Annotated in this window: 14 protein-coding genes; 6 read left to right on the top strand and 8 right to left on the bottom strand. The window is 73.2% G+C overall.

The window, feature by feature from the left end:
* The first annotated feature begins 72 nt into the window (after positions 1 to 72).
* Positions 73 to 1,818, top strand: coding sequence for an alpha/beta hydrolase (locus ACMXN5_RS43560; protein WP_439680395.1), 1,746 nt, complete (start codon positions 73 to 75; stop codon positions 1,816 to 1,818).
* 109 nt (positions 1,819 to 1,927) lie between these two features.
* Positions 1,928 to 2,440 (top strand): peptide-methionine (S)-S-oxide reductase MsrA, encoded by a 513-nt coding sequence (gene msrA / locus ACMXN5_RS43565; protein ID WP_395792466.1) that lies wholly within the window; start codon positions 1,928 to 1,930, stop codon positions 2,438 to 2,440.
* 57 nt (positions 2,441 to 2,497) lie between these two features.
* On the opposite strand, the gene ACMXN5_RS43570 is transcribed toward msrA, so the two are convergent.
* A complete protein-coding gene (locus ACMXN5_RS43570) occupies positions 2,498 to 3,976 on the bottom strand; it encodes a S28 family serine protease (RefSeq protein ID WP_439680396.1) in 1,479 nt (492 codons plus the stop codon).
* A 135-nt stretch (positions 3,977 to 4,111) separates the two neighbouring features.
* On the opposite strand from ACMXN5_RS43570, the gene ACMXN5_RS43575 reads away from it, so the two are divergent.
* From ACMXN5_RS43575 to ACMXN5_RS43590, 4 genes are all read left to right on the top strand, one after another.
* Positions 4,112 to 6,268 (top strand): protein kinase domain-containing protein, encoded by a 2,157-nt coding sequence (locus tag ACMXN5_RS43575; protein ID WP_439680397.1) that lies wholly within the window; start codon positions 4,112 to 4,114, stop codon positions 6,266 to 6,268.
* Positions 6,269 to 6,360: 92 nt separating this feature from the next.
* Positions 6,361 to 7,173 (top strand): helix-turn-helix transcriptional regulator, encoded by an 813-nt coding sequence (locus ACMXN5_RS43580; protein WP_439680398.1) that lies wholly within the window; start codon positions 6,361 to 6,363, stop codon positions 7,171 to 7,173.
* Between the two features lie 366 nt (positions 7,174 to 7,539).
* The gene (locus ACMXN5_RS43585) at positions 7,540 to 8,043 is read left to right on the top strand and encodes a SigE family RNA polymerase sigma factor (protein ID WP_439680399.1); all 504 of its coding nucleotides are present in this window, start codon (positions 7,540 to 7,542) and stop codon (positions 8,041 to 8,043) included.
* Between the two features lie 226 nt (positions 8,044 to 8,269).
* Positions 8,270 to 9,106 (top strand): hypothetical protein, encoded by an 837-nt coding sequence (locus ACMXN5_RS43590; RefSeq protein WP_439680400.1) that lies wholly within the window; start codon positions 8,270 to 8,272, stop codon positions 9,104 to 9,106.
* Positions 9,107 to 9,238: 132 nt separating this feature from the next.
* On the opposite strand, the gene ACMXN5_RS43595 is transcribed toward ACMXN5_RS43590, so the two are convergent.
* The 7 genes from ACMXN5_RS43595 to ACMXN5_RS43625 form a co-directional block, all read right to left on the bottom strand.
* Positions 9,239 to 10,126 carry a hypothetical protein gene (locus ACMXN5_RS43595; RefSeq protein WP_439680401.1) on the bottom strand — a complete coding sequence of 296 codons (888 nt, stop codon included), beginning with the start codon at positions 10,124 to 10,126 and terminating at the stop codon, positions 9,239 to 9,241.
* Positions 10,123 to 10,806, bottom strand: coding sequence for a papain-like cysteine protease family protein (locus ACMXN5_RS43600; protein ID WP_439680402.1), 684 nt, complete (start codon positions 10,804 to 10,806; stop codon positions 10,123 to 10,125). Before ACMXN5_RS43600 ends, ACMXN5_RS43595 begins: the two co-directional genes overlap by 4 nt.
* Positions 10,807 to 11,082: 276 nt before the next feature.
* Positions 11,083 to 14,112, bottom strand: coding sequence for a helix-turn-helix transcriptional regulator (locus ACMXN5_RS43605; RefSeq protein WP_439680403.1), 3,030 nt, complete (start codon positions 14,110 to 14,112; stop codon positions 11,083 to 11,085).
* 150 nt (positions 14,113 to 14,262) lie between these two features.
* Positions 14,263 to 14,913, bottom strand: a complete 651-nt coding sequence (locus ACMXN5_RS43610) for a response regulator (protein ID WP_439680404.1) — start codon at positions 14,911 to 14,913, stop codon at positions 14,263 to 14,265.
* Positions 14,904 to 16,061 (bottom strand): sensor histidine kinase, encoded by a 1,158-nt coding sequence (locus tag ACMXN5_RS43615; protein WP_439680405.1) that lies wholly within the window; start codon positions 16,059 to 16,061, stop codon positions 14,904 to 14,906. Before ACMXN5_RS43615 ends, ACMXN5_RS43610 begins: the two co-directional genes overlap by 10 nt.
* Before the next feature lie 219 nt (positions 16,062 to 16,280).
* The gene (locus tag ACMXN5_RS43620) at positions 16,281 to 18,752 is read right to left on the bottom strand and encodes an ABC transporter permease (protein ID WP_439680406.1); all 2,472 of its coding nucleotides are present in this window, start codon (positions 18,750 to 18,752) and stop codon (positions 16,281 to 16,283) included.
* Positions 18,749 to 19,648, bottom strand: coding sequence for an ABC transporter ATP-binding protein (locus tag ACMXN5_RS43625; protein WP_439680407.1), 900 nt, complete (start codon positions 19,646 to 19,648; stop codon positions 18,749 to 18,751). Before ACMXN5_RS43625 ends, ACMXN5_RS43620 begins: the two co-directional genes overlap by 4 nt.
* Between the last annotated feature and the right edge of the window lie 4 nt (positions 19,649 to 19,652).

Raw genomic sequence — 19,652 nt, forward strand, 5'->3', positions numbered from 1 at the left:
AGGTGGTGCGGTCGGTGATGCCCCGGGGGAGAACACGAGTGCGAATCCGTCCGGCGAAGGGAATCGACGAGCATGACACGCCACCGCCGTGTGTTCGATCCGGCCCACGAATCGGTACACGAGCCGACCCGCCGTTCGGCGCGCGCGAGGTGGCGGGCGCTGTACCGGCGAACCGCCGCCGTTGCGGCCGTCGCCCTCGCGATGGTCGGGGGCGGCGTGGTCGACGCCTCGGCGAACGCGAAAGCGGAACCGGAACCGGGGGAGGCGACGGCGGCCCCGACCCTGGCCTGGAGTCCCTGCGTCGAGGACGCCGGCTTCGAATGTGCCAACGCCTCCGTCCCCTTGGACTATCGGGAACCGGATGGGCGTCGTCTCACCCTCGCGGTGATTCGCCACCGGGCCGCGGACCCGACGCGGCGGCTGGGGACGTTGGTGCTCCAACCCGGTGGGCCGGGCAACTCCGGGGTGGACTTCGTGCGCGGAAACTACGCCTCCCTGCCGGCCGAATTGCGGGAACGTTTCGATGTGTTCGGCTTCGACGCGCGCGGCATCGGGCGCAGCGCGCCGTACGAGTGCTGGGACGACGCCACCTACTCGCGCGAGGTCGCACAATCGCCGGGTCGGCCCGGTCCCGACGGGTTCGATCGGGCGGTGTCGACGGCGCGGGACTTCGACGCGGCCTGCGCGGCAAAGGCCGGCGACGTACTGCCGTTCATGGGCACCGACTACGTGGCGCGCGACCTGGACCTGCTGCGCCGGGCGCTGGGGGAGCGGCGATTGTCCTTCTACGGACGCTCGTTCGGGTCCTACATCGGCACCGTCTACGCCGATCGGTATCCCGGCCGGGTGCGGGCCATGGCGCTGGACGGCGCCTACGATCCGGTCCACTACGCGGAGCGCCCGTACGAGTACGACCGGCCGCAATACCTCGCGCTGGACGCGGCGATGGGGCGCTTCCTCGACTGGTGCAGCGCCGAGCCGGTGCGCTGCGGGTTCGGCCAAGGGGACGCGCGCGGCGCGTTCGAGCGCCTGATGCGGGAGTTGGACGCACACCCGGTGCCCACCCCGTCGGGCGTGGCGGCGAACGGGTACACGCTCGCCTACCGGCTGATGTTCAACATCAACGGGGGCAAGGCGGTGTGGCCCGCGTTCGGCGCGGCCCTGCGGCAGGCGGAGTTGCGGGACGGTACCGCCTTCCTGCTGCGACCGCCGTCGGCGGCGAGCTTCGACTTCCTCACCGCGAACGTCGTGGTCGAGTGCATCGACCGGGCCTACCCGCGCGACCCGGGCCGGCTGGAGCGGAACGTGCGGGCCAATGTGCGCGACGCGCCGCTGCTCGGCCCGCCGATCGGGTTCGGGCCGCCCACCTACGACCACAACCACGCGCCGGCGTGTGCCCAGTGGAGCGGCGAACGGGTCAGCCGGCACCGGGGCTCGTATCGGGCGTGGGGCTCCGCGCCCATCCTCGTGCTCGGGACGACGGGTGACCCCGACACCCCGTATCAGGATGCGGTCGCGCTGTCGGAGCGCCTGGACAATGCGCGGCTGCTCACGTTCCGTGCCGAGGGGCACACCGCCTTCGGTCGCAGCACGTGTGCGCAGGCGGCGACCGTCCGCTATCTGACGGACCTGACCCTCCCGCCACGCGGCACGGTCTGCGCCGACGAGCCGGACCCGGTCTCGGCGACCGTGCAGGCACCCCCGGTGGCGGGCGGCCCGGGTGTGCCCGGATCACCGGGGATGCCCGGGACGCAGGGCCTCCCGGGGCCCGCCGGCCTCCCGGGCGTCGACGAAGGCTTCGATCGCATCGGCGGCTGACCCCGTGTGGCCCGGCCCACGTTCACCGCATCCGTCGCACCCGCCGCCATTCGGGTAGGGATCGATACGATTGAAGGAGTGATTACCGGCGTCGGTCAGGAGTTGCGAGATGAGTGCTGGAGTGGAGAAGGCGGTTCTGGCCGGAGGTTGCTTCTGGGGGATGCAGGACCTGGTCCGCAAGCAGCCCGGGGTGACGGCCACCCGCGTGGGCTACTCGGGCGGGGACGTCCCGAACGCCACCTACCGCAACCACGGTGACCATGCCGAGGCGATCGAGATCCTGTTCGATCCCTCGGTGACGAGCTATCGCGACATCCTGGAGTTCTTCTTCCAGATCCACGACCCGACGACCCGCGATCGTCAGGGCAACGACATCGGCCGCAGCTACCGCTCGGCGATCTTCTACGCCGACGAGCAGCAGCAGGCGACGGCGCTGGAGACGATCGCGGACGTCGAGGCCAGCGGCCTGTGGCCGGGCAAGGTGGTCACCGAGCTGGAGCCGCTGGGCGACTTCTGGCAGGCCGAGCCCGAGCACCAGGACTACCTGGAGCGCTACCCGAACGGGTACACCTGCCACTTCCCGCGCCCGGGCTGGAAGCTCCCGCACCGCGACCGCGCCTGACCCTCGCCCGGGCACCCGCGGGGGCCTGGCCAGGGCCGACTCGCACCCCGGTCCGGCTCAGGCCCCGGCCCATCGGCGCAGCGTGGTGGTCGCCTGCGCGGCGTCGTCCGGGGTGAGGGTGCTCAGGCGCGCGCCGTGGCCCGTGTGCGGCGCGATCAGGACCCGGGTGTCCCGGCTGCCCGGTCCCGGTCGGAACGGCTCGGCGCGTACCGGGTCGTTCTCGCCGTAGACGAACAGGATGCGATCGCTGCGGTGGCGGACCCAGCGGTCGATGTCGGGCATCGCGCCGGAGTCGAAGCGCAGCGCGGTGCCCGCCGGCAGGTAGTTGCGCACCTCCTGGATGCCGGGGTAGCGCAGAAGGCCGTCCAGATGGGGCGTGGCGAGCTGCATGTAGCCCAGCTGGGTGCCGAGTTGGTGGAAGTACGGCCGGAAGAACGCGACGCTCTCGTCGGCGTAGACCGCAAGCCGGGTGACGCCGTCGACCCATGCGTAAAGCTCGTCGGCGGACGCACCCGGCGCGGGTATCCCGGCGCACTTCGGCTCGCCCGCGTACATCCAGAACATCATCGGCAGGCGGAGCACCGCGAGTTCGAACGCCCGGTCGACGCTGCCGAGCGTCTCGAAGGTCTGCGCGTTCGCCGCCGCCCACTGCGCGTAGCGGGTCGTCATCTCGTCGCGCCGCAGGAGCGCCTCGCGCTGCACCGATTGCAGCGCGGCCCGGCACTCGGGCGTGCCGACCCGGGCCAGGAACGTGTCGTACGCGCTGTCGTCGCGGTCGTCGACGTTGTTCGGCGCGGAGTAGACCACGCTGCCGTCGACGTCGTCGGGGTGGAACCGCCGGTGGTAGACGGTGGCCATGCCGCCCTTGCTGCCGCCCGTGGATATCCAGGAGCCCCGATAGATCGACTTCAGTGCCTGGATCAGCCGATGGTGATCGTCGGCCGCCTGGCGGATGTTCAGGTCGGACATGTCGGCGGGATCGGTGGGGTCGGTGGCGTCGACGGGCCGGGAGGTGCCGAAGTAGCGCTGTTCGGTATAGATCTGGTTGCCGTCCAGCAGGGTCGCCGGCTCGGAGCGAAAGCTTGCTCCGGCGCCCAGGTCGTAGCCGCTGGTGTACAGGACCATCGGCCGCTCGGTCGAGCGGTGTTGCAGACTCAGGCGTTGCTCGAAGGATCCCCGCTCGGGGTGTCGGTGGTCGTCGGGCTGGCGATAGGTCAGCTCGAAGTAGCGGATGCCCGGCGCGGCGGGCTTCTCGGCTACCACCCGCATGCCCGGTATCGCGGCGATCCGGTCCCGGATGTCGACCCCGCTGCTCTCCGCCGCCGCGCCGCCGGCCGCGACCTGCACCGGGGCCGCCACCGCCGTGCCGGACCCCGACAGCACCAACACCGCCGCGCCCACCGCCAACGCCGCGAGCCTGCGCCGGCCCCGCAGCATCGTGCCGCCGCCCAGGGCCCGCCGCGCCCCACCCGGGGCCCACTGCACGCCGCCCGGGTCGCGCGGCGCCCGGCCTTGATCAAGCCTTGCGTTTGTCATGTCCCCAGGAAAGCCCGGACTCCCATGTCGCCGGATCCCCGGAACGGGGGAAACGCCTCCCCCGGCCGGGGGAGACGACCCATCGCGTACGGTGAGCCCTCGAACGGATCGGCAGCTCGACGACGGGGGTACGGCGTGGAATCGATCGGCGTCGGGGACCCCTCCCGGATCGGGTCCTTCGCGGTGCTCGGCCGGCTGGGCGCCGGGGGCATGGGGCAGGTGTACCTGGGCCGTTCGCCCGGCGGGCGGCTCGTCGCGATCAAGGTGGTCCTGGGCGACCTGGCCGAGGATCCGCACTATCGCCGCCGGTTCGCCTCGGAGATCGCCGCGATGCGCCGCATCGGCGGCTTCTGGACCGCCGCGTTCGTCGACGCGGACGCAGACGCCGAGGCGCCGTGGTTGGCGACCGAGTACATCGCCGGCCCCTCGCTGACCGAGACGATAGCCGCGCACGGCCCGCTGCCCGCGTCGAGCGCGCGACTGCTCGCCGCCGGCCTGGCCGAATCGCTGGCCGCGATTCACGCCGTGGGGCTGGTGCACCGCGATCTCAAGCCCTCCAACGTGCTGTTGGCCTCCGACGGCCCCCGGGTGATCGACTTCGGCATCGCCCGGATGGTGCGGGAGGCGAACGGGCCGACCCGGACGGGACACCTGGTCGGCACCCCCGGGTTCCTGTCGCCCGAGCAGGCCAGGGGCGACGAGGTCGGGCCGGCGAGCGACGTGTTCGCGGTCGGCCTCGTGGTCGCGCACGCGACGACCGGACGCTCCCCGTTCGGGTTCGGCGACGCGGCGCAGCTGATGTTCCGGGTGGTGTACCAGGACCCCGATCTGGACGCCGTCCCCGAGGAATTGAGGCCGGTGGTGGCCGCGTGTCTGCGTCGGGATCCGGCCGAGCGGCCCATCCCGGCGCAGATCCTCGAGATGCTGGGCACCACGGCCCGCCGGATGGGTGCGGACTGGCTGCCGCCGGCACACTCCGCGCTGGTCCGGAGCCGTTCCGCCACGGCGGCGGCGAGCGGTGGGGCGGCGCCGGTGGTACCGGGCGCGACGGGTGCGCCGGGCCCGACGGACACCCCGCCGACCGACGCGGCGCCAACCGACGCGCCGTCGACCGACCTTCGACCACCGCACCGCCCCGACCTCCCGGCCGACGCACCGTCGGCAACCACCACCGTCGGCCCGGTAGCCACCCCGTCGTCCCGGCCCGACCAACCCCCGGCCCGCCCGTCGGAGCCGCCGATGATTCCCCCGCCGCCACCCGTCAAGCCCGCGTACGTCCCCGGGCCCATCCCGCCGGCCCCGTCGAGCCCCGGCATCGCGCGCCGCCGCCTCCTGATCGGCGGTTCCGTCGTGGCCGCCGCACTCGCCGGCGGCGGTACGTATCTGTTCACCCGCGACGACGGCAAGGGCGCCGGCGGCGCGGGCAAGACCGCGAACCCGGCGCCGTCCGGCACCGGTTCACCCCCGCCCCCGACCGCATCCGCCTCGGCGCCGAACGGCACCGGCGCCGGCGCACAATCGCCCGCCCCCGCCCCGTTGGCCCACCTCCTCCCCGAGCCGTACCGGTCCGGACGGCCCCTCGTCATCGGTGTGGACGCCGCCTACCCACCCAACGAGTATCTGGACACCGACGGCCGGAGCGTCATCGGCATGTCCGCCGATCTGATCGGTGCGATCGGGCAACTGCTGGGTGTGCAGCCGCGGTTGGAGAACACCCGATTCGACGCCCTGATCCCGTCGCTGACTTCGGGTCGGATCGACCTGGTCGTGTCGTCGATGTTCGACACCAAGGAGCGGTCGAACACGGTCGACTTCGTCGACTACTTCACCGCCGGCAGCGTGTTCCTGGTCCCGAAGGGCAACCCCCGGGGCATTCGCACCCCGGCCGACCTGTGCGGCGCGAAGGTGGCGGTGCAACGCGGCGCGATCCAGGAGGACATCGTCACCCGCGCAACCACCCGCTGTGGGCCCGGTACGTCGAGTCCGACCAAGTACGACGGCATCGAGGCCGCCACGCGGCAGATCGCCCAAGGCGGCGCGGACGTGGGCGTGTTCGACCTCCCGGTGGCGGTGAACGGCGCTCGGACCTCGGGCGGCGCGCTCGAGGTCGGGGGTGAGCAGATCGACCCTCTGCCGTACGGCATCGCCCTGCGCAAGTCCGACACCCTGCTGCGGGACGCGGTGCGGCAGGCACTGGAGCGCCTGCTGCAAACCGGGGAATACCGGGCGATCCTGGACCGCTGGCAACTCGGCGCGGGCGCCGTCCCGCGCGTCACGGTCAACGGCGGCTGACCCGGCGACTCGCCTCCCCGAACCCGGCGGCGCCGCGAGGAGACGGCCGAGACGCTTCCCAAGTACTCGTTTGGATGGGGATACTGGCCGGCGTGGACCCAAGTACCGCGTTGCGCGAATTCCTCGTGTCCCGGCGCGCCCGGTTGTCGCCGCGCGATGTGGGACTGTCCGACGACGGTCCCCGACGGGTGGTCGGTCTGCGCCGCGAGGAGGTGGCCTCGCTTGCCGCGGTCAGCGTCGACCACTACATACGCCTCGAGCGCGGCCAGGCCTCGCGCGTCTCGGACTCGGTCCTGGACGCCGTTGCCGAGGCGCTGCGCCTGACCCGGGGCGAACGACAGTACCTGCGCAACCTGGCCCGGCCCGGTGCTGAGACCGCGCGTGAACGGGCGGCGGTACGCCCGGGGTTGCGCGTACTGCTCGACGCGTGGGGTCCGCCCGCGTACGTGGTCGGCCGCAACGGCGTCATCGTGGCCTGGAACCGCGCGGCCACCCGGGTGTTCCTCGACTTCGGCGAAGTCCCGCCCGAGCGGCGCTCGATCGGCGGCCTGATGTTCGGCGACCCGCGCACCAAAACCCTGTACGCGGACTGGGAGCGCAAGGCGGGGGAGACCGTCGCCTATCTGCGGACCGAGGTCGGCAAGCGGCCCCGGGACCCGGACCTGGCCGCACACCTGCGCGAACTCGCGGCGATCAGCCCCGACTTCGTCCGGCTGTGGTCGGCCCAGGCGAAATTCGACCTGGCCCACGGGACCTGTCGCATCCGGCATCCGCTCGTCGGCGCGCTCGACCTGACCTACGAATCCCTGCACCCGTCCGACGACCCGGACAAGGTGGTGATCGCGTACGCCCCGGCGGACGCGGTCTCCGCGGCGGCGCTGGCCCTGCTCGACGGCGAGCAGTGACAGAGTAGTGACACACCCTCGGTGACACGGCCGGGCCGAGGCACCTCGACCGAGGCGGCGCGACCCCATCCGGGGAGCACGGATGGGGGCACGCGCCTTCGCCGCGCGATCGTGGATCCCCTCCACACCGCCCACGATCGCCTCGGACCCACTGATCATCGACCGCCACACCCACCCCAGACAGTGCAAACCTCGCACTGGCAGGGCCCGACGTTCCGTGACCGGGCCGGTTGTCCTCTCCGCCCGCGATCGTGACGCAACATTCCCGGGCCGTCGACCCGTCTATCTCCCGACACCGGCGCGCAGACGGCCGCCGTGAACATCGGTCGCACGGGAAGCAGGGGCCGGGATGAGGCTGGACCGGGGATGAGGCAGGAACGAGAGCGCATGTTCGACGAGTTCGTCGCGGCGCGTTACCAGGCGCTGCGCCGGACGGCGTATCTCCTGTGCGGCGACTGGCACCAGGCGGAGGACCTGGTCCAGAACGCGTTGGAGAAGGTGTTCGCGTCGTGGCACAGGATGCGTGATCCGGGAGCGGTGGACGCCTATACCCGACGGGTGATGGTGCGGGGGTTCGTGGACGGCAAACGCCTGCGCGGCAGCCGCGAGTTCCCGGCCGCGACCGTCCCCGACGGATCGGCGGTCCCGGAGGACAGTGCCCGCAGGTTGGCGCTGTTGGCGGCGCTGGGGAAGGTGTCGCCCGGCTATCGGGCCGTGCTGGTCCTGCGGTACTGGGAGGACCAGAGCATCGAGGAGACCGCGGCGATCCTCGGCCGCAGTTCGTCGGCCGTACGGTCGGCCGCGAGCCGCGGACTGGACCAACTGCGCGCGATCCTCGGCGAGTCGGTGACGGACATCGCGCTCGCGTGATCGATCGGGACACAACCGCGCGGGGCAACCAGGCCGCGCACGGCGGCGAACCCGCGCGGCGACCCAGCCGCACGCGACGGCGAAACCGCGTAGCGATCAAGCCGCACGTGACGGCGAACGATCGCACAACCCGCACGACGACAACCCGCACGACGACAACCCGCCCGAAGGCGACAAGCCCGACGACGACAAGCCCGGCACGACAACACAAACCAAGGAGCGCACGATGCCTCTCGAAGACGAGATGCCCGGACTGCTGCGGGAGATGCTGCCGGCGGCCGATGCCGAGCCGCCGATTCCCGACGTCCTGCCCGGAGTCCGAGCCGGCGGTGTCCGCCGTCGACGCCGCCGTCGGCTCGGTGTCGGCGTGGCGGGCCTCGCCGCGGGTGCCCTGCTCGCCGGTACCGCCGTCGGCGCACTGGCGTTGACGGGGGACGACGAACCCACCACGGGTGGCCCGGCCGCCGCCCCCGGCCAAGCGGTACCGCAGCCACCGCAATCCGCCATCGCGCCGCCGCCCACCGTGTCCGGCGACGAATTCCTGCTGAACCCCGGCCCCATCCACGACAGGGTCCTCGCGGCCCTGCGCGCGCACCTGCCCGCGGGTGTGGTCAAGGCCGAGGACCAGGACGAGGGCGACCAGACGCTGTTCTTCCGACTGACCCGCCAGGACGGCACCGTCACCACGATCGACCTCAACGGCGGCGAGCCCGCCATACCGGGTGCCGAGCCGGACAACCGGTGCCAACTCGGTCCGCAATTCGACAACAAGACGGGCCGGATGACCCAACACGACTACTCCGAGTGTGAGCGCAGCGTCCTGCCGGACGGCTCGAAGGCGATCACCGAGAAACTGCGCTCGGGGAGGGAGACCCGCGTCTCGGTCTCCTTGATCACGCCCGCCGGCTCGACCTACCACGTCTCGTCGAGCAACCGCGACAAGTTCGGCACGATCCAGAACGGATCGGCCCTGAACAGCGCCGAGTTGCTCGCATTCGTTGCCAACCGGGACGTGATCGCGGCCATTCCGGCCGCCCCGACGGAACCCGTCGGCGCGCGCTGACCCATCGGCCCACCCGATCGCCCACTCGGGGCGAAACGGCCACCGCCCCGCGACTTCGGCCCGCGGGGCGGTGGGATTGGGGTCCGCGGCGGTCGGGAGACGGCCGCGCGGAGCGTGAACCGACGTGCAGGATCAGGCCGTTGCCGACCGACGGCGGCGAATCACCAGGGTTCCGGCGCCCAGGACCAGCACGCCGGCGGCGCTCGCCGGCAGCGCGATGTCGGCCGCCGAGGATCCACCGTGATGCGTGCTCGGCGTGGCCGCGAAGCCGCCCAATTTGCCGTCGCGTCGGTACGTCGAACCGGGCAACTTGTCGGCGTACCGGTCGTGCACGAGCGTGCGATAGTCGGCCAGGGTGGCGCCGCTCGGGCCGACCGACTGCTGCGCGGCCGGGTTCAGCGGCAGGACACGACCCGCGTGTACCCGATACCAGGCCGCGATCTGCGGCTCGGTGAACACCGTGTCGCCGCCCGCCTGGCGGGCATAGCCGACCTCGTCGGCACCCGACAGCACGTTGGTGACCCGCCACGCGCCCGAGGCGCGGTCGCGCACCGTCCATACGGTCGCCTCGACCCCGGCGGCCGAGCGGGCCTCGGTGGCGAGATAGGCGAAATTGGCCACCGGAGCCGACGAGTTGCCGCCGCGGACGAAGTCCGCGTTGAGCGAGTACACCGGAACCGCGGCGCCCACGAGCTGCGGGGCCTGCGCCGCCGCGGCCTCTGGGGCGACCTTCGACTGGACCACCGCGCCGCTTTGCGCGGTCGCACGCTGGTCGAGGTGGACGAAGAAGGTCGCCAGCCGGTTCGTGGTCTCGGGCGAGACCAGAGCCTGCTGCGCCGCGTTCCGGTCGGCGGTCGTCGGCGAGTCGCCACCGGTCAGGGCGGCGTCACCGGCGGCCGACGCGGTCGGTGCGAGGAACAGCAACGCACCGATACCGACGGTGGCCAACACCCCGACGCGCCGGACGGGCGCGCGGGAGTGGTCGGGCCGGGAACGAAAGATGTCGGTCATCACACTCACGCCTCTCCGTACAGCGACTCGGCCCACTGGAACTCGTAGTTGCTGACGTACGAGTTGTAATCCATCTCGCCGTAGCGCTGACTGGACGGCCACGGGTCGGAGTACATCAGCGTTCCGTTGTCCGAGTCGTAGCCGTACAGGACGTTCGCGTGCCCGCCGCCCGCGGTCCAGTAGATACCCACCACAATCGGCGAGTTGGCGTCGATCGAGGACGCCACCGTGTCGAGGTCCAGCGTCCCGGTGACCTGCCCCGGCCGCATGCCGAGGCGGGACCAGGCCCGCTGCACGTCGCTCAGCTCACCGGGCTGGTTCGGGCACTGGTAGTTGGTGGGCAGGCCGCGGGCGTAGTCACAGAAGGTGTTCTGACTGGTGTTCGTACCGCGGCCGAGATACCTGGCCACGGACAGTCCGGTGGCCGCCCAGCACCACTGGTTCTGCACCTGGGTCAGCTCGGTGAGGGCCAACTGCCGTGCTCCGTAGGCGGCGTGCGCACCGCCTGGGGCGACTTTCAGGGGCGCGGCGACGGACGGCTTGGCCGGCGCCGCCGACGCGTTGCCGGCCAACGGAACGGCCAGACACAGCGCGGCGGCCACTCCGGCACAGACCGACTTCCAGCGCCGCGACGGCGTGGCCGGCGGGTTCGCGGCGCCGCGAACCGTACCGTGATTCCGCAGAATCATCGTGTCTCCTTCTCGTCCGGCGAGGGGGCACCGGACGGAGATCGAGGGGGACGCGACCGGCGAGGGAGCACCGCGGACGGAACGGGACACGCGGTGCCGGACATCCCGGACGACATGCGCGATGAGTCGTCCGGGACGCGGAGGAAGTCCCTCGCCGGTCGTGCGGGGGAACATGGGCAACGCTGATCCTTCACGGCCCGCTCCGGAACCCCCCGGACGCAAAGCAGGGGGTTCCCCCGAGCCCCCCTCGGTGCCGCGACCGACCGCGAAGCGCGGCTATTCCGCCTGGTGGGACCGACCGTTCGCGCCCAGGGAGAGCCGGATCAGCTCGGCGCGCGAGCGGATCCCGAGCTTGCGGTACACCCGGGTCAGCGTGGATTCGACCGTCTTGGCGGACAGGAACAGGCGGGTGGCGATCTCGCGGTTGGTCGCGCCGTCGCCGACCATCTCCGCGACCCGGTGCTCCGCCGGTGTCAACGCCCGTGAGCGTGCCTCGGCGGCCGTACGACCCGCGGCCGGGTCGTCCGCGACGGTGACCCGCTCCAACTCGGTGCGGACCCGATCGAGCCAGGGACGCGCCGCCGTGCGGACGAACGCCAGCTCCGCGCCGCGCCACGCGGCCAGTGCGGCGGCCGGATGCCGGCGGCGCAACTCCACGACGCCGAGCGCCAACAGGTCGCGGCCGTGCTCCATCGGCAGGCCCAGTTCGCGATGCCGCTCGGCGGTCGCCCGCAGGCACTCGGCCGCGCCGGCCAGGTCACCGGACTCGCCCCGGACCAGGGCGTCGGCCCGGGACAACGACGCGAATACCCCGTCACGGCCCAACCGTTGCGCGGCCTCCCCGACCTCCGCCACCACCGCCCGCGCCTGATCGTGATCGCCCACCGCCACCAGCGCCTCGGCCAGATCCACGCCCCACGGGATCGCCGCCGGATCCACGATGCCGCGCCGCCCGGCGATCGTGCGGGCCCGACTCAGACAGCCCACCGCCGCGACCGGATCGCGCAGCCGATATTGGATCTGCCCCAGGATGCACAGCGCCAACGGCAGATACACCTGATCCTGCTCGGACCGACCCACGCGTATGCCCTCGCGGGCCAGTTCCGCGCCCCGGGCCGGATCGCCCCCGGCGGCCTCGGCCACCGCCGCCGCATAGTAGGCCGGACCGAGCTGTGCGCCGATCTCGCGAGCCACCCGCAACGCCTCGTGCCCGGCCGACAACGCCTGGGCGCACCGCCCCGCCCGGACGTCCACGTCGACCTTGGCACAGAGCAGGAACACCTTCTCCTCCGCGTCGTCGGACTCCTTCGCCCGGCGCAACATGCGGTCGAGTTCGGTCGCGGCGTCGACGAGCCGGTCGGCGAAGAAGTCCAATCGTGCCTTTACCCCGCGAGGGCCGTTGTGGCTGCCGGTCGGTCCGGCGTCCTGCGGCCGGGCCAGCGCCCGGGTCAGCGGTTCGCGCGCGTTCGGCCGGCCCTGGAGGGTGCCCACGAACGCCTGGAGCGCGAGCGCGACCTGCTCGGTGGAGCGGTCGCCGCCGCGCCGGGCGAGCGTCGCGGCGCGCGCCGCCTCGGTCCAGGCGATCGCCGAGTCGCCGTCGCTGATGTGCGCCTTGCACGCGCGCAGATAGTGCAACCGGGCCCGCCCGCACGTGTCGTCGCCGACCTGGGCGAACGCCTCCGCGAACACCTCGTCCAGGTCGTGCAGCGCCTGGTTGGCCGCGTTGATGATCAGGATGCAGGCCCGGACACGCTGCGCGGGGGTGGGGCCGAGGGCGAAGACGTGACCGGCCAGTTCGCGACACAGCTCGTAGTCGGTGGCGGCGTAGGCGTGCCCGGCGCCGTCGAGGCTGCGTTCGCATCTGCGGTCGGCGTGTTCGTCCGGCGTGCGCGCCACGGCGAGGCGGGCCAGCGCGGCGGCCTCGTCGGGCATGCCCCGGCGGCGGGCCTGTTCGGCGGCGGCCATCAGCGTGCCGGCCACCCGTTCGTCCGGGCCGGGCAGGGCCAGGGCCAGATGGCGGGCCCGTTCGATCGGCTCGCCGCACACCTCGGCGAGCGCGGCATGCGCGGCGCGGCGCTCCTCCGCGGTGCCGCCGTCGTACAGCGCGGCGGCGAACAGCGGGTGCACGAACCGCAGTCGATCACCGTCCTCGCCCACGTGGAGGACGCCGGCCGCGGTCGCGTCGGCGACGGTGCGCCGGACCGGATCGTCGCCGCGCGGGTCCGCCGTGTGGATCGGCGCGTCGTGCGCGGCGTGCACGAAACCGGCCGCCGCCCGCAACGTCGCGACGGTGGGACGGGCGGCGGCCCCGGCGAGCAGCAACAACCAGCGGGCATCGGTCGACCAACCCTCCAGGCGGGCGGTGAGCAGGCGGCGCAGCCGATCGGGCACGGGCAACGGTTGGTCGCGGGTCGGGAACCGGTGCAACCGGCGCAGCGCGCGGGCGAGTTCGAGGGCGTACATCGGATTGCCGGCGCCGGCCCGATGCACCTGCCGGCTGAGCCAGTGCGGCAGGGGGCGTTCGTCCGTCGGATCGTCGGGGCCGGGCGGGGTCGGGACGGCGCCGAGGACGCCGAAGGGCCCACCGGCTTCGAGAGCGCCGATGGCCCCGAGAGCCCCGATGGAACCGGCAGTTCGGTCGATCCGATCGATCCGGTCGATTCGATCCGTCCGATCCGTCCGATCCGTCCGATCCGTGCGGTCCGTTCGGTCGAGGAGATCGCGGGTTTCCGCCAAGCCCAGCGGCGGGAGTTCGAGTTCGAGCACGTCGCCGGGACAGAACCGGCCGCCGTGGATCGGCCCGGCCGGCGGATCCGTGGTCTCGGCGACGACCACGCGCACCCGCGCGGGATCCAGGCGCCGCGCGACGAACGTCAGCACTTCGGCGCTGGCCGGATCCACCCACTGCGCACCGTCGATCGCCACCATCGCCGGAGTGGACGCCGACAACGCGCGCAATACCGCGAGCGTACCCAGACGCAGCGCCAGCGGATCCGGTCCGCCCGGTTCGGCCGGCTCGCGGCACAACACCACCCGCAGCGCCGAGCATTGCGGCGCGGGCAGTGCGCGCAGCACCTCGTCGGTGACCGGATCGAGCAGATCGGCGAGCGTGGAGAAGGCCAACTCCCGCTCCGCCGCGGCCGGTTCGGTCCGCAGCAGCGGTGCGCCCCGGTCACCGGCGAGCAATGCGCGCAGCACGTGGGACTTGCCGATCCCGACCGGGCCGTGCAGGACGACGCCGCCCGAGGCGAGCCGATCCCGGGCCAGCGCGGTCAGTTCGTGTCGCGTACGGTCGGTGTGCGCCACGCGTCGTCCTCACCATGCCGGATCCACGTCCGCCGAGGCCGCCACCCGCCTGCGGCCGGACCCATCGTCACGCGGCTCCCGCCGGGCGTCAACGGGTGGGCGCGGCGGGGCTTCCCGGATGCCCTCGGCCCGTCGACGCTCGTGGCGGGGTCAGGAGCCCAGATAGCGCAGGATGGCCAGGACCCGTCGGCTGTACCCGGTTTCGGGGCCGTGCGGCAGGTCCAGTTTGTCGAAGATGGCGTTCGCGTGCTTCTCGACGGCGCTCTGCGAAATGTGCAGGGCCTTGGCGACGGCCGCGTTGGTGCGGCCCTCGGCCATGTGCGCCAGGACCTCGGACTCCCGGGCGGTCAGCCGGTCCAGGGGGTCGGTGTGGGTGGTCCGGGACAACAGTTGGCGGACCACCTCCGGGTCGAAGGCCGCGCCGCCGGCGGCAACCCGGGCCAGCGCGTCGAGGAAGTCGTCGACGTGTGCGACACGGTCCTTGAGCAGGTAGCCGACCGCCGCGCCGTCTTGGGTCAACAACTCGACCGCGTAGCGCTTTTCGATGTACTGGGACAGGACCAGCACGCCCACGCCCGGCTGTCGGCGGCGCACCTCCAAGGCTGCCCGCAGCCCCTCGTCGGTGTGCGTCGGCGGCATGCGTACGTCGGCCACCACCACGTCGGGCGCGTGTGCGGCGACCGCCTCGACCATCGCCTCGCCGTCGCCCACACCGGCGACCACCTCGTGCCCCTCGTCGGCGAGCAGTCGGGCCAACCCCTCCCGCAGCAGCGCCGAATCGTCGGCCAACACTATGCGCACGGTACCTCCGCCGTGATCGTGGTGGGTCCCCCGGGCGGACTGTCGACCCGCAGGGTTCCGTCGAGCGCGCCGACCCGTCGGGCCAGGCCGGACAGCCCGCCGCCGGCCGGATCCGCGCCGCCCACACCGTCGTCGACGATCCGTACGGCGATCCGGTCGCCGCTTTGGTCACCTGTCCGGCCGCTCACGTCGGCCACGGTCACCGTCACCACGTCGGCGCGGGCGTGCTTGGCCGTGTTGGTGACCGCCTCGGCGACCACGAAGTAGACCACCGTTGCGACGATCGGCGCCGGCTCCGAGCGTACGCCGTAGTCCAGTTCGACCCGCACCGGCGCCCGCTCGGCAATCGTCTCCAGGACCGCGCGCAACCCGCCGTCGTCCAACCCCGTGGGATGGATCCGCCACGCCACGTCCCGCAGATCGGTCAGCGCCTGCTGGGCCTGCTCGTGCGCTTGGCGCAACAACTCGTCGGTCCGCGCCGGATCGCCGCCGCGCCGCGCCCGGCCGAGCAGCATGCCCAGGGCGACCAGACGCTGCTGCACCCCGTCGTGCAGATCCCGCTCGATCCGCCGCCGCTCCTCGTGCACCGCCTCCACCACGCCCGCCCGGCTCGCCGCCAACTCGTGCACCCGACGCCGCAACACCTCGCTCGGATCCGGCCCGAGCAGCCGCCGGGCCAGCACGTGATCGGTGTCCGCGAGCCCGACCAGACCGTAGCCGGCCAGGCACAGCAGGGCGGCCCCGGGCACAACGAGGATCGCCACGTCGGCCGTGGTCGTATTCGGACTGCCCGACAACCACGCACCCACCATCACCGCGCCGAACCCGACCCCGGCGACGACCAGCGCGAGTACGGCGCCGCCGAGCAGCCCCACCGGGACATGCGCGGCCAGATACCGGACCAGACGGCGGGTGTCGGTCGGCAGCGGCGGCACCGCACCCGGTGGGGCCAGCCGCCGCCGCTCCCACCCGGCCAACGCCCGGGCGGCGCGCGCGAGGGGGCGGGCGTGCGCGGACTCACGTGGCCCGGTCACCGCCCACACCGGGCCGGCCAGGATCAGGAAGAGCAGCACGAGGATCGCGGTGAGGGCGCCCAGCGCCAGCGTTCGTACGGCCGCACCGGCGGCCTCGGCCCGACTGCGCACCATCGATCGCAACCCGGGGGCCCGAGCCGCCGGGTCGGCCGCGTGGTCCGTCGCGTACTCCGCCGCGTGGTCCGCCGCATACTCCGATGCGTGTTCCGACGCAGATCCCGAACCCCGCAAGGTCCCTTCCCTCCCTCGTCGCGCACCCAGCCCTCCGATCGGCAACCGGAGCCAACGAGCCTGCCGGCCCAGCCGACCGCCCCGGCCACCCGGGTCGCCGATTCAGCCGCCCCCGGCCATCGCCTCGGACAGCGGGACCCGGGTCGCCCGGCGCGCCGGCAGCCAGGCGGCGAGCACGCCCACGGCGATCGCGCCGAGCAGGACGGCCGCGCAGGTCGACCACGGCACGGTCAGGGTGTCCAGGCCCTTGTCGGCCAGTACGCGCCGGGTGGCCACACCCCAGACCAGGCCGGGGATCAGCCCGAGGAGCGCGCCGACCACGGAGATCAGCACCGCCTCCGCGCGGATCATCCGCCGGACCCGCCGTCGAGTGAGGCCGAGCGCGCGCAACAGCGCGAGTTCGCGGGTGCGTTCGACCACGGACAGCGCGAGTGTGTTGACCACGCCGAGCACGGCGACCAGGATCGCCAGCGCCAACAGCGCGTACACCAGGTCCAGGGCCAGTGCCACGGTGTCGTGCAGCGCCGCACGGTAGCTCTCCCGATCGCGGACCTTCGTCTGCGGGTGCGCGGCCAACCGCCGTTCGAGGTCGTCGGCCACCCGGGTCCGATCCGCTCCCGCCGCGGCGGTGGCGAAGTACACGTCGTCCAGGGGCACTTGGTCGGCCGGCAACTGCGCGCGCACGACGTGTGTGCCGACGTACGTGGCACCGGACGCGAACACGTCGCCGTCGCGCACGATTGCGCCCACCCGGAGCCGGGCCGTGCCGCCGCCGTGGAAACGCACCGCGACGGGATCGCCGAGCGCGAGCCGGTACTCCTCGGCGAACGCCTGCGGAACGGTGATCCCGTCCCCGCCCGGCGCCAGCGTCGAGCGGGCGTCGCCGGCGGTGAAACGCAGCCGGAAGTCGTCGGTGAAACGTTCGGTGGTGGCGGTCAGATCGTGGTCGCGATCGGTGCCGTGCGCGGTGATCAGATCGGCCCGCACGGTCTTTTGCGCGGTGATGTGATCCAGGCCCGGCGTCTCGCGGATGGTACGCGCGACCTGTTCGGTCATCGGCCGGCTGGACATCACGAAGTAGTCGGCGTTCATGGTGCGTTGCAGTTGGCCGTCCACGGAGGTCACCAGCGACGCGGCGAGCAGGGACAGGAAGCTCACCAGGGCGATGCCGATCATCAGGGCCGAGGCCGTGGCGCCGGTGCGGCGCGGGTCACGGATGGTATTGCCACGCGCGAGCCGGCCGATCGGTCCGGATCGGCGGGCGAGCAGTCGGTCCAGGCCGCGCACCGCGCAGACGCTCAGGAACGGGGCGCCGGCGACGGTCGCGAGCAGCGTGAGCAGTACGCCGACCGCGAGCAGCGGCCCGGTGGCGGCGAGTTCGTCGGCCCGGACCGCGAGCAGCAGCGCACCCCCGCCGAGGACGCCCGCCACTGCGGCGAGCACCGTTCGAGCACGCGGCGACCGCGCATCGGTCGGGCCGGTCACACCCCGCAGGGCGGTTATCGGCGGCACCCGGCCGGCCCGGCGCGCGGGCAGCCAGGCCGCCGCCAGGGTGATCAGCACCCCGACCGCGTACACCACCACCGGCGTACCCGGCCGCACCGTCGGCCCACCCGCCGCCGGGGCGTCGCCGACCGGCCCGACCAGCCGGATCAGCCCGACCGCCAGTGCCACGCCCAGGGCCAGACCGAGCGTCGAACCCGCGACGCCCAACACGCCGGCCTCGCCGAGCACCAGCCGGTTCACCTGCCCGCGTCGGGCGCCGACGGCGCGCAACAGTCCGCTCTGTCGTGTGCGTGCGGCGACCAGCATCGAGAAGGTGTTGCCGATCAGGAACACCCCGACCAGCACCGAGATCCCGGCGAAGCCGAGCAGGATGTAGGTGACCAGGTCCAACGAGGCCCCGGCGGCGTCCCCGCGTGCGGCGGCCTCCCCGTCGCGGGTGCGGACCGTATAGGGCGCGGCGTCGGGCAACGCGGCCAGGACCGCCTGCCGCAGTCGGGTGTCGGCGACCCCGGGCGCGGCCTCGACCGCGACCGAGGTGAAGGTGTCGGCCCCGCCGAGGAGGCCGCGTCGCGCCGTCGTCGGGTCCAGGAACACCTCGGCGTCCCCGACCCGGCCCGCCCGGTCCTGGGCGATGCCCACCACGGTCGCCTCGAACGTCCCGGGCACGGCCGCCACCCGCAGGCGGTCGCCGAGGCCGATCCCATGCGCCCGCGCGTGCTTCGCCGCCACGACCGCCTCCGCCGGGCCGGTCGGCGCGCGACCGCGATCCAGGCGCGGCGCGGCGCCGGCCGGCCAGTCCGCGACGAGGCTGCCGCGCGCACGCAGCGGTGCGCCCCGGCCGTCCAGTACCACGGTGTCCGGGACGTGCACCCGCCCGTACACACTGCGCACCCCCTCGGCTCGGGCCGCCGCGTCGGCGAACGCCGCGCGGGTCGACGCCGCGACCGAGTCCCGGAACACCAGGGTCCCGGCCACGAACGCGGTGCCCAGCACGATCGCCACCAGCGCCAGGAGCATGCGGGTCCGATGCGCGAGCACTCCGCGCAGGCAGATGCGGGCCAGGATCATCGCCACACCCCGCGCACGCCGTCGCGGACGGGGCCCCGACCGGCGAGGCCCCGGTCGGCCCGACCACCGGCGCCGTGATCGACGCCGCCCCGACCGTCCGGGCCGTCGTGTCCCGGCCCCCCGTCCAGTCCGCGCATACGCTCGAAAACGCCGTCCGCCGTGGGGTCGGCCAGATCGTCCACGATCCGACCGTCGGCCAGGAACACCACCCGGTCCGCGTACGCCGCCGCGCGCGGATCGTGTGTCACCATCACCACGGTCTGACCCCACTCGTCCACCCCGCGTCGGAGCAGGTCCAGGACCCGGACGCCGGCCCGGGAGTCCAGGTTCCCGGTCGGCTCGTCGGCGAAGACCAACTCCGGCCGGGCCACCAACGCCCTTGCCACCGCGACCCGTTGTTGCTGACCGCCGGAAAGCCCACTCGGGCGATGGCCCAGTCGATCGGCCAGTCCGGTGGCCTCGACGATCCGGTCCAGATGCGTCCGATCCACCCGCCGCCCGGCGATCTCGACCGGCAGCGTGATGTTCTCCAGCGCGGAGAGCGTCGGCAGCAGGTTGAACGCCTGGAAGACGAACCCGAGCCGGTCGCGCCGCAGTTCGGTCAGCGCGGTGTCGTCCAGATCGCCGAGTTCGGTGTCCCCGATCGCCACGTCGCCCCGGGTGGCGGTGTCCAGCCCGGCCAGACACTGCATCAGCGTCGACTTGCCCGAACCGGACGGCCCCATGATCGCGGTGAAGCCGCCGCGCATCAGCTCCACGTCCACCCCGGCCAACGCCGTGACCCGACCGGCGCCGGACCCGTACTCCTTGACCAACCCCCGCGCCCGCGCCGCCACCGGCGATGTGGCCGGCGCGTACCCGGCAGCCGACCCGCCCCGCGTCCTGCTCCTCGGCATCCGC

This window comes from Embleya australiensis, from assembly GCF_051903075.1.
Classification (GTDB): Bacteria; Actinomycetota; Actinomycetes; order Streptomycetales; family Streptomycetaceae; genus Embleya.

Excerpts from the sequence above, each read along its gene's own strand:
- ACMXN5_RS43560 (WP_439680395.1), top strand. The coding sequence starts at position 73 with ATGACACGCCACCGCCGTGTGTTCGATCCGGCCCACGAATCGGTACAC.
- msrA (WP_395792466.1), top strand. The coding sequence starts at position 1,928 with ATGAGTGCTGGAGTGGAGAAGGCGGTTCTGGCCGGAGGTTGCTTCTGG.
- ACMXN5_RS43570 (WP_439680396.1), bottom strand. The coding sequence starts at position 3,976 with ATGACAAACGCAAGGCTTGATCAAGGCCGGGCGCCGCGCGACCCGGGC.
- ACMXN5_RS43585 (WP_439680399.1), top strand. The coding sequence starts at position 7,540 with ATGAGGCAGGAACGAGAGCGCATGTTCGACGAGTTCGTCGCGGCGCGT.
- ACMXN5_RS43590 (WP_439680400.1), top strand. The coding sequence starts at position 8,270 with ATGCCTCTCGAAGACGAGATGCCCGGACTGCTGCGGGAGATGCTGCCG.
- ACMXN5_RS43600 (WP_439680402.1), bottom strand. The coding sequence starts at position 10,806 with ATGATTCTGCGGAATCACGGTACGGTTCGCGGCGCCGCGAACCCGCCG.
- ACMXN5_RS43615 (WP_439680405.1), bottom strand. The coding sequence starts at position 16,061 with ATGGTGCGCAGTCGGGCCGAGGCCGCCGGTGCGGCCGTACGAACGCTG.
- ACMXN5_RS43620 (WP_439680406.1), bottom strand. The coding sequence starts at position 18,752 with ATGATCCTGGCCCGCATCTGCCTGCGCGGAGTGCTCGCGCATCGGACC.
- ACMXN5_RS43625 (WP_439680407.1), bottom strand. The coding sequence starts at position 19,648 with ATGCCGAGGAGCAGGACGCGGGGCGGGTCGGCTGCCGGGTACGCGCCG.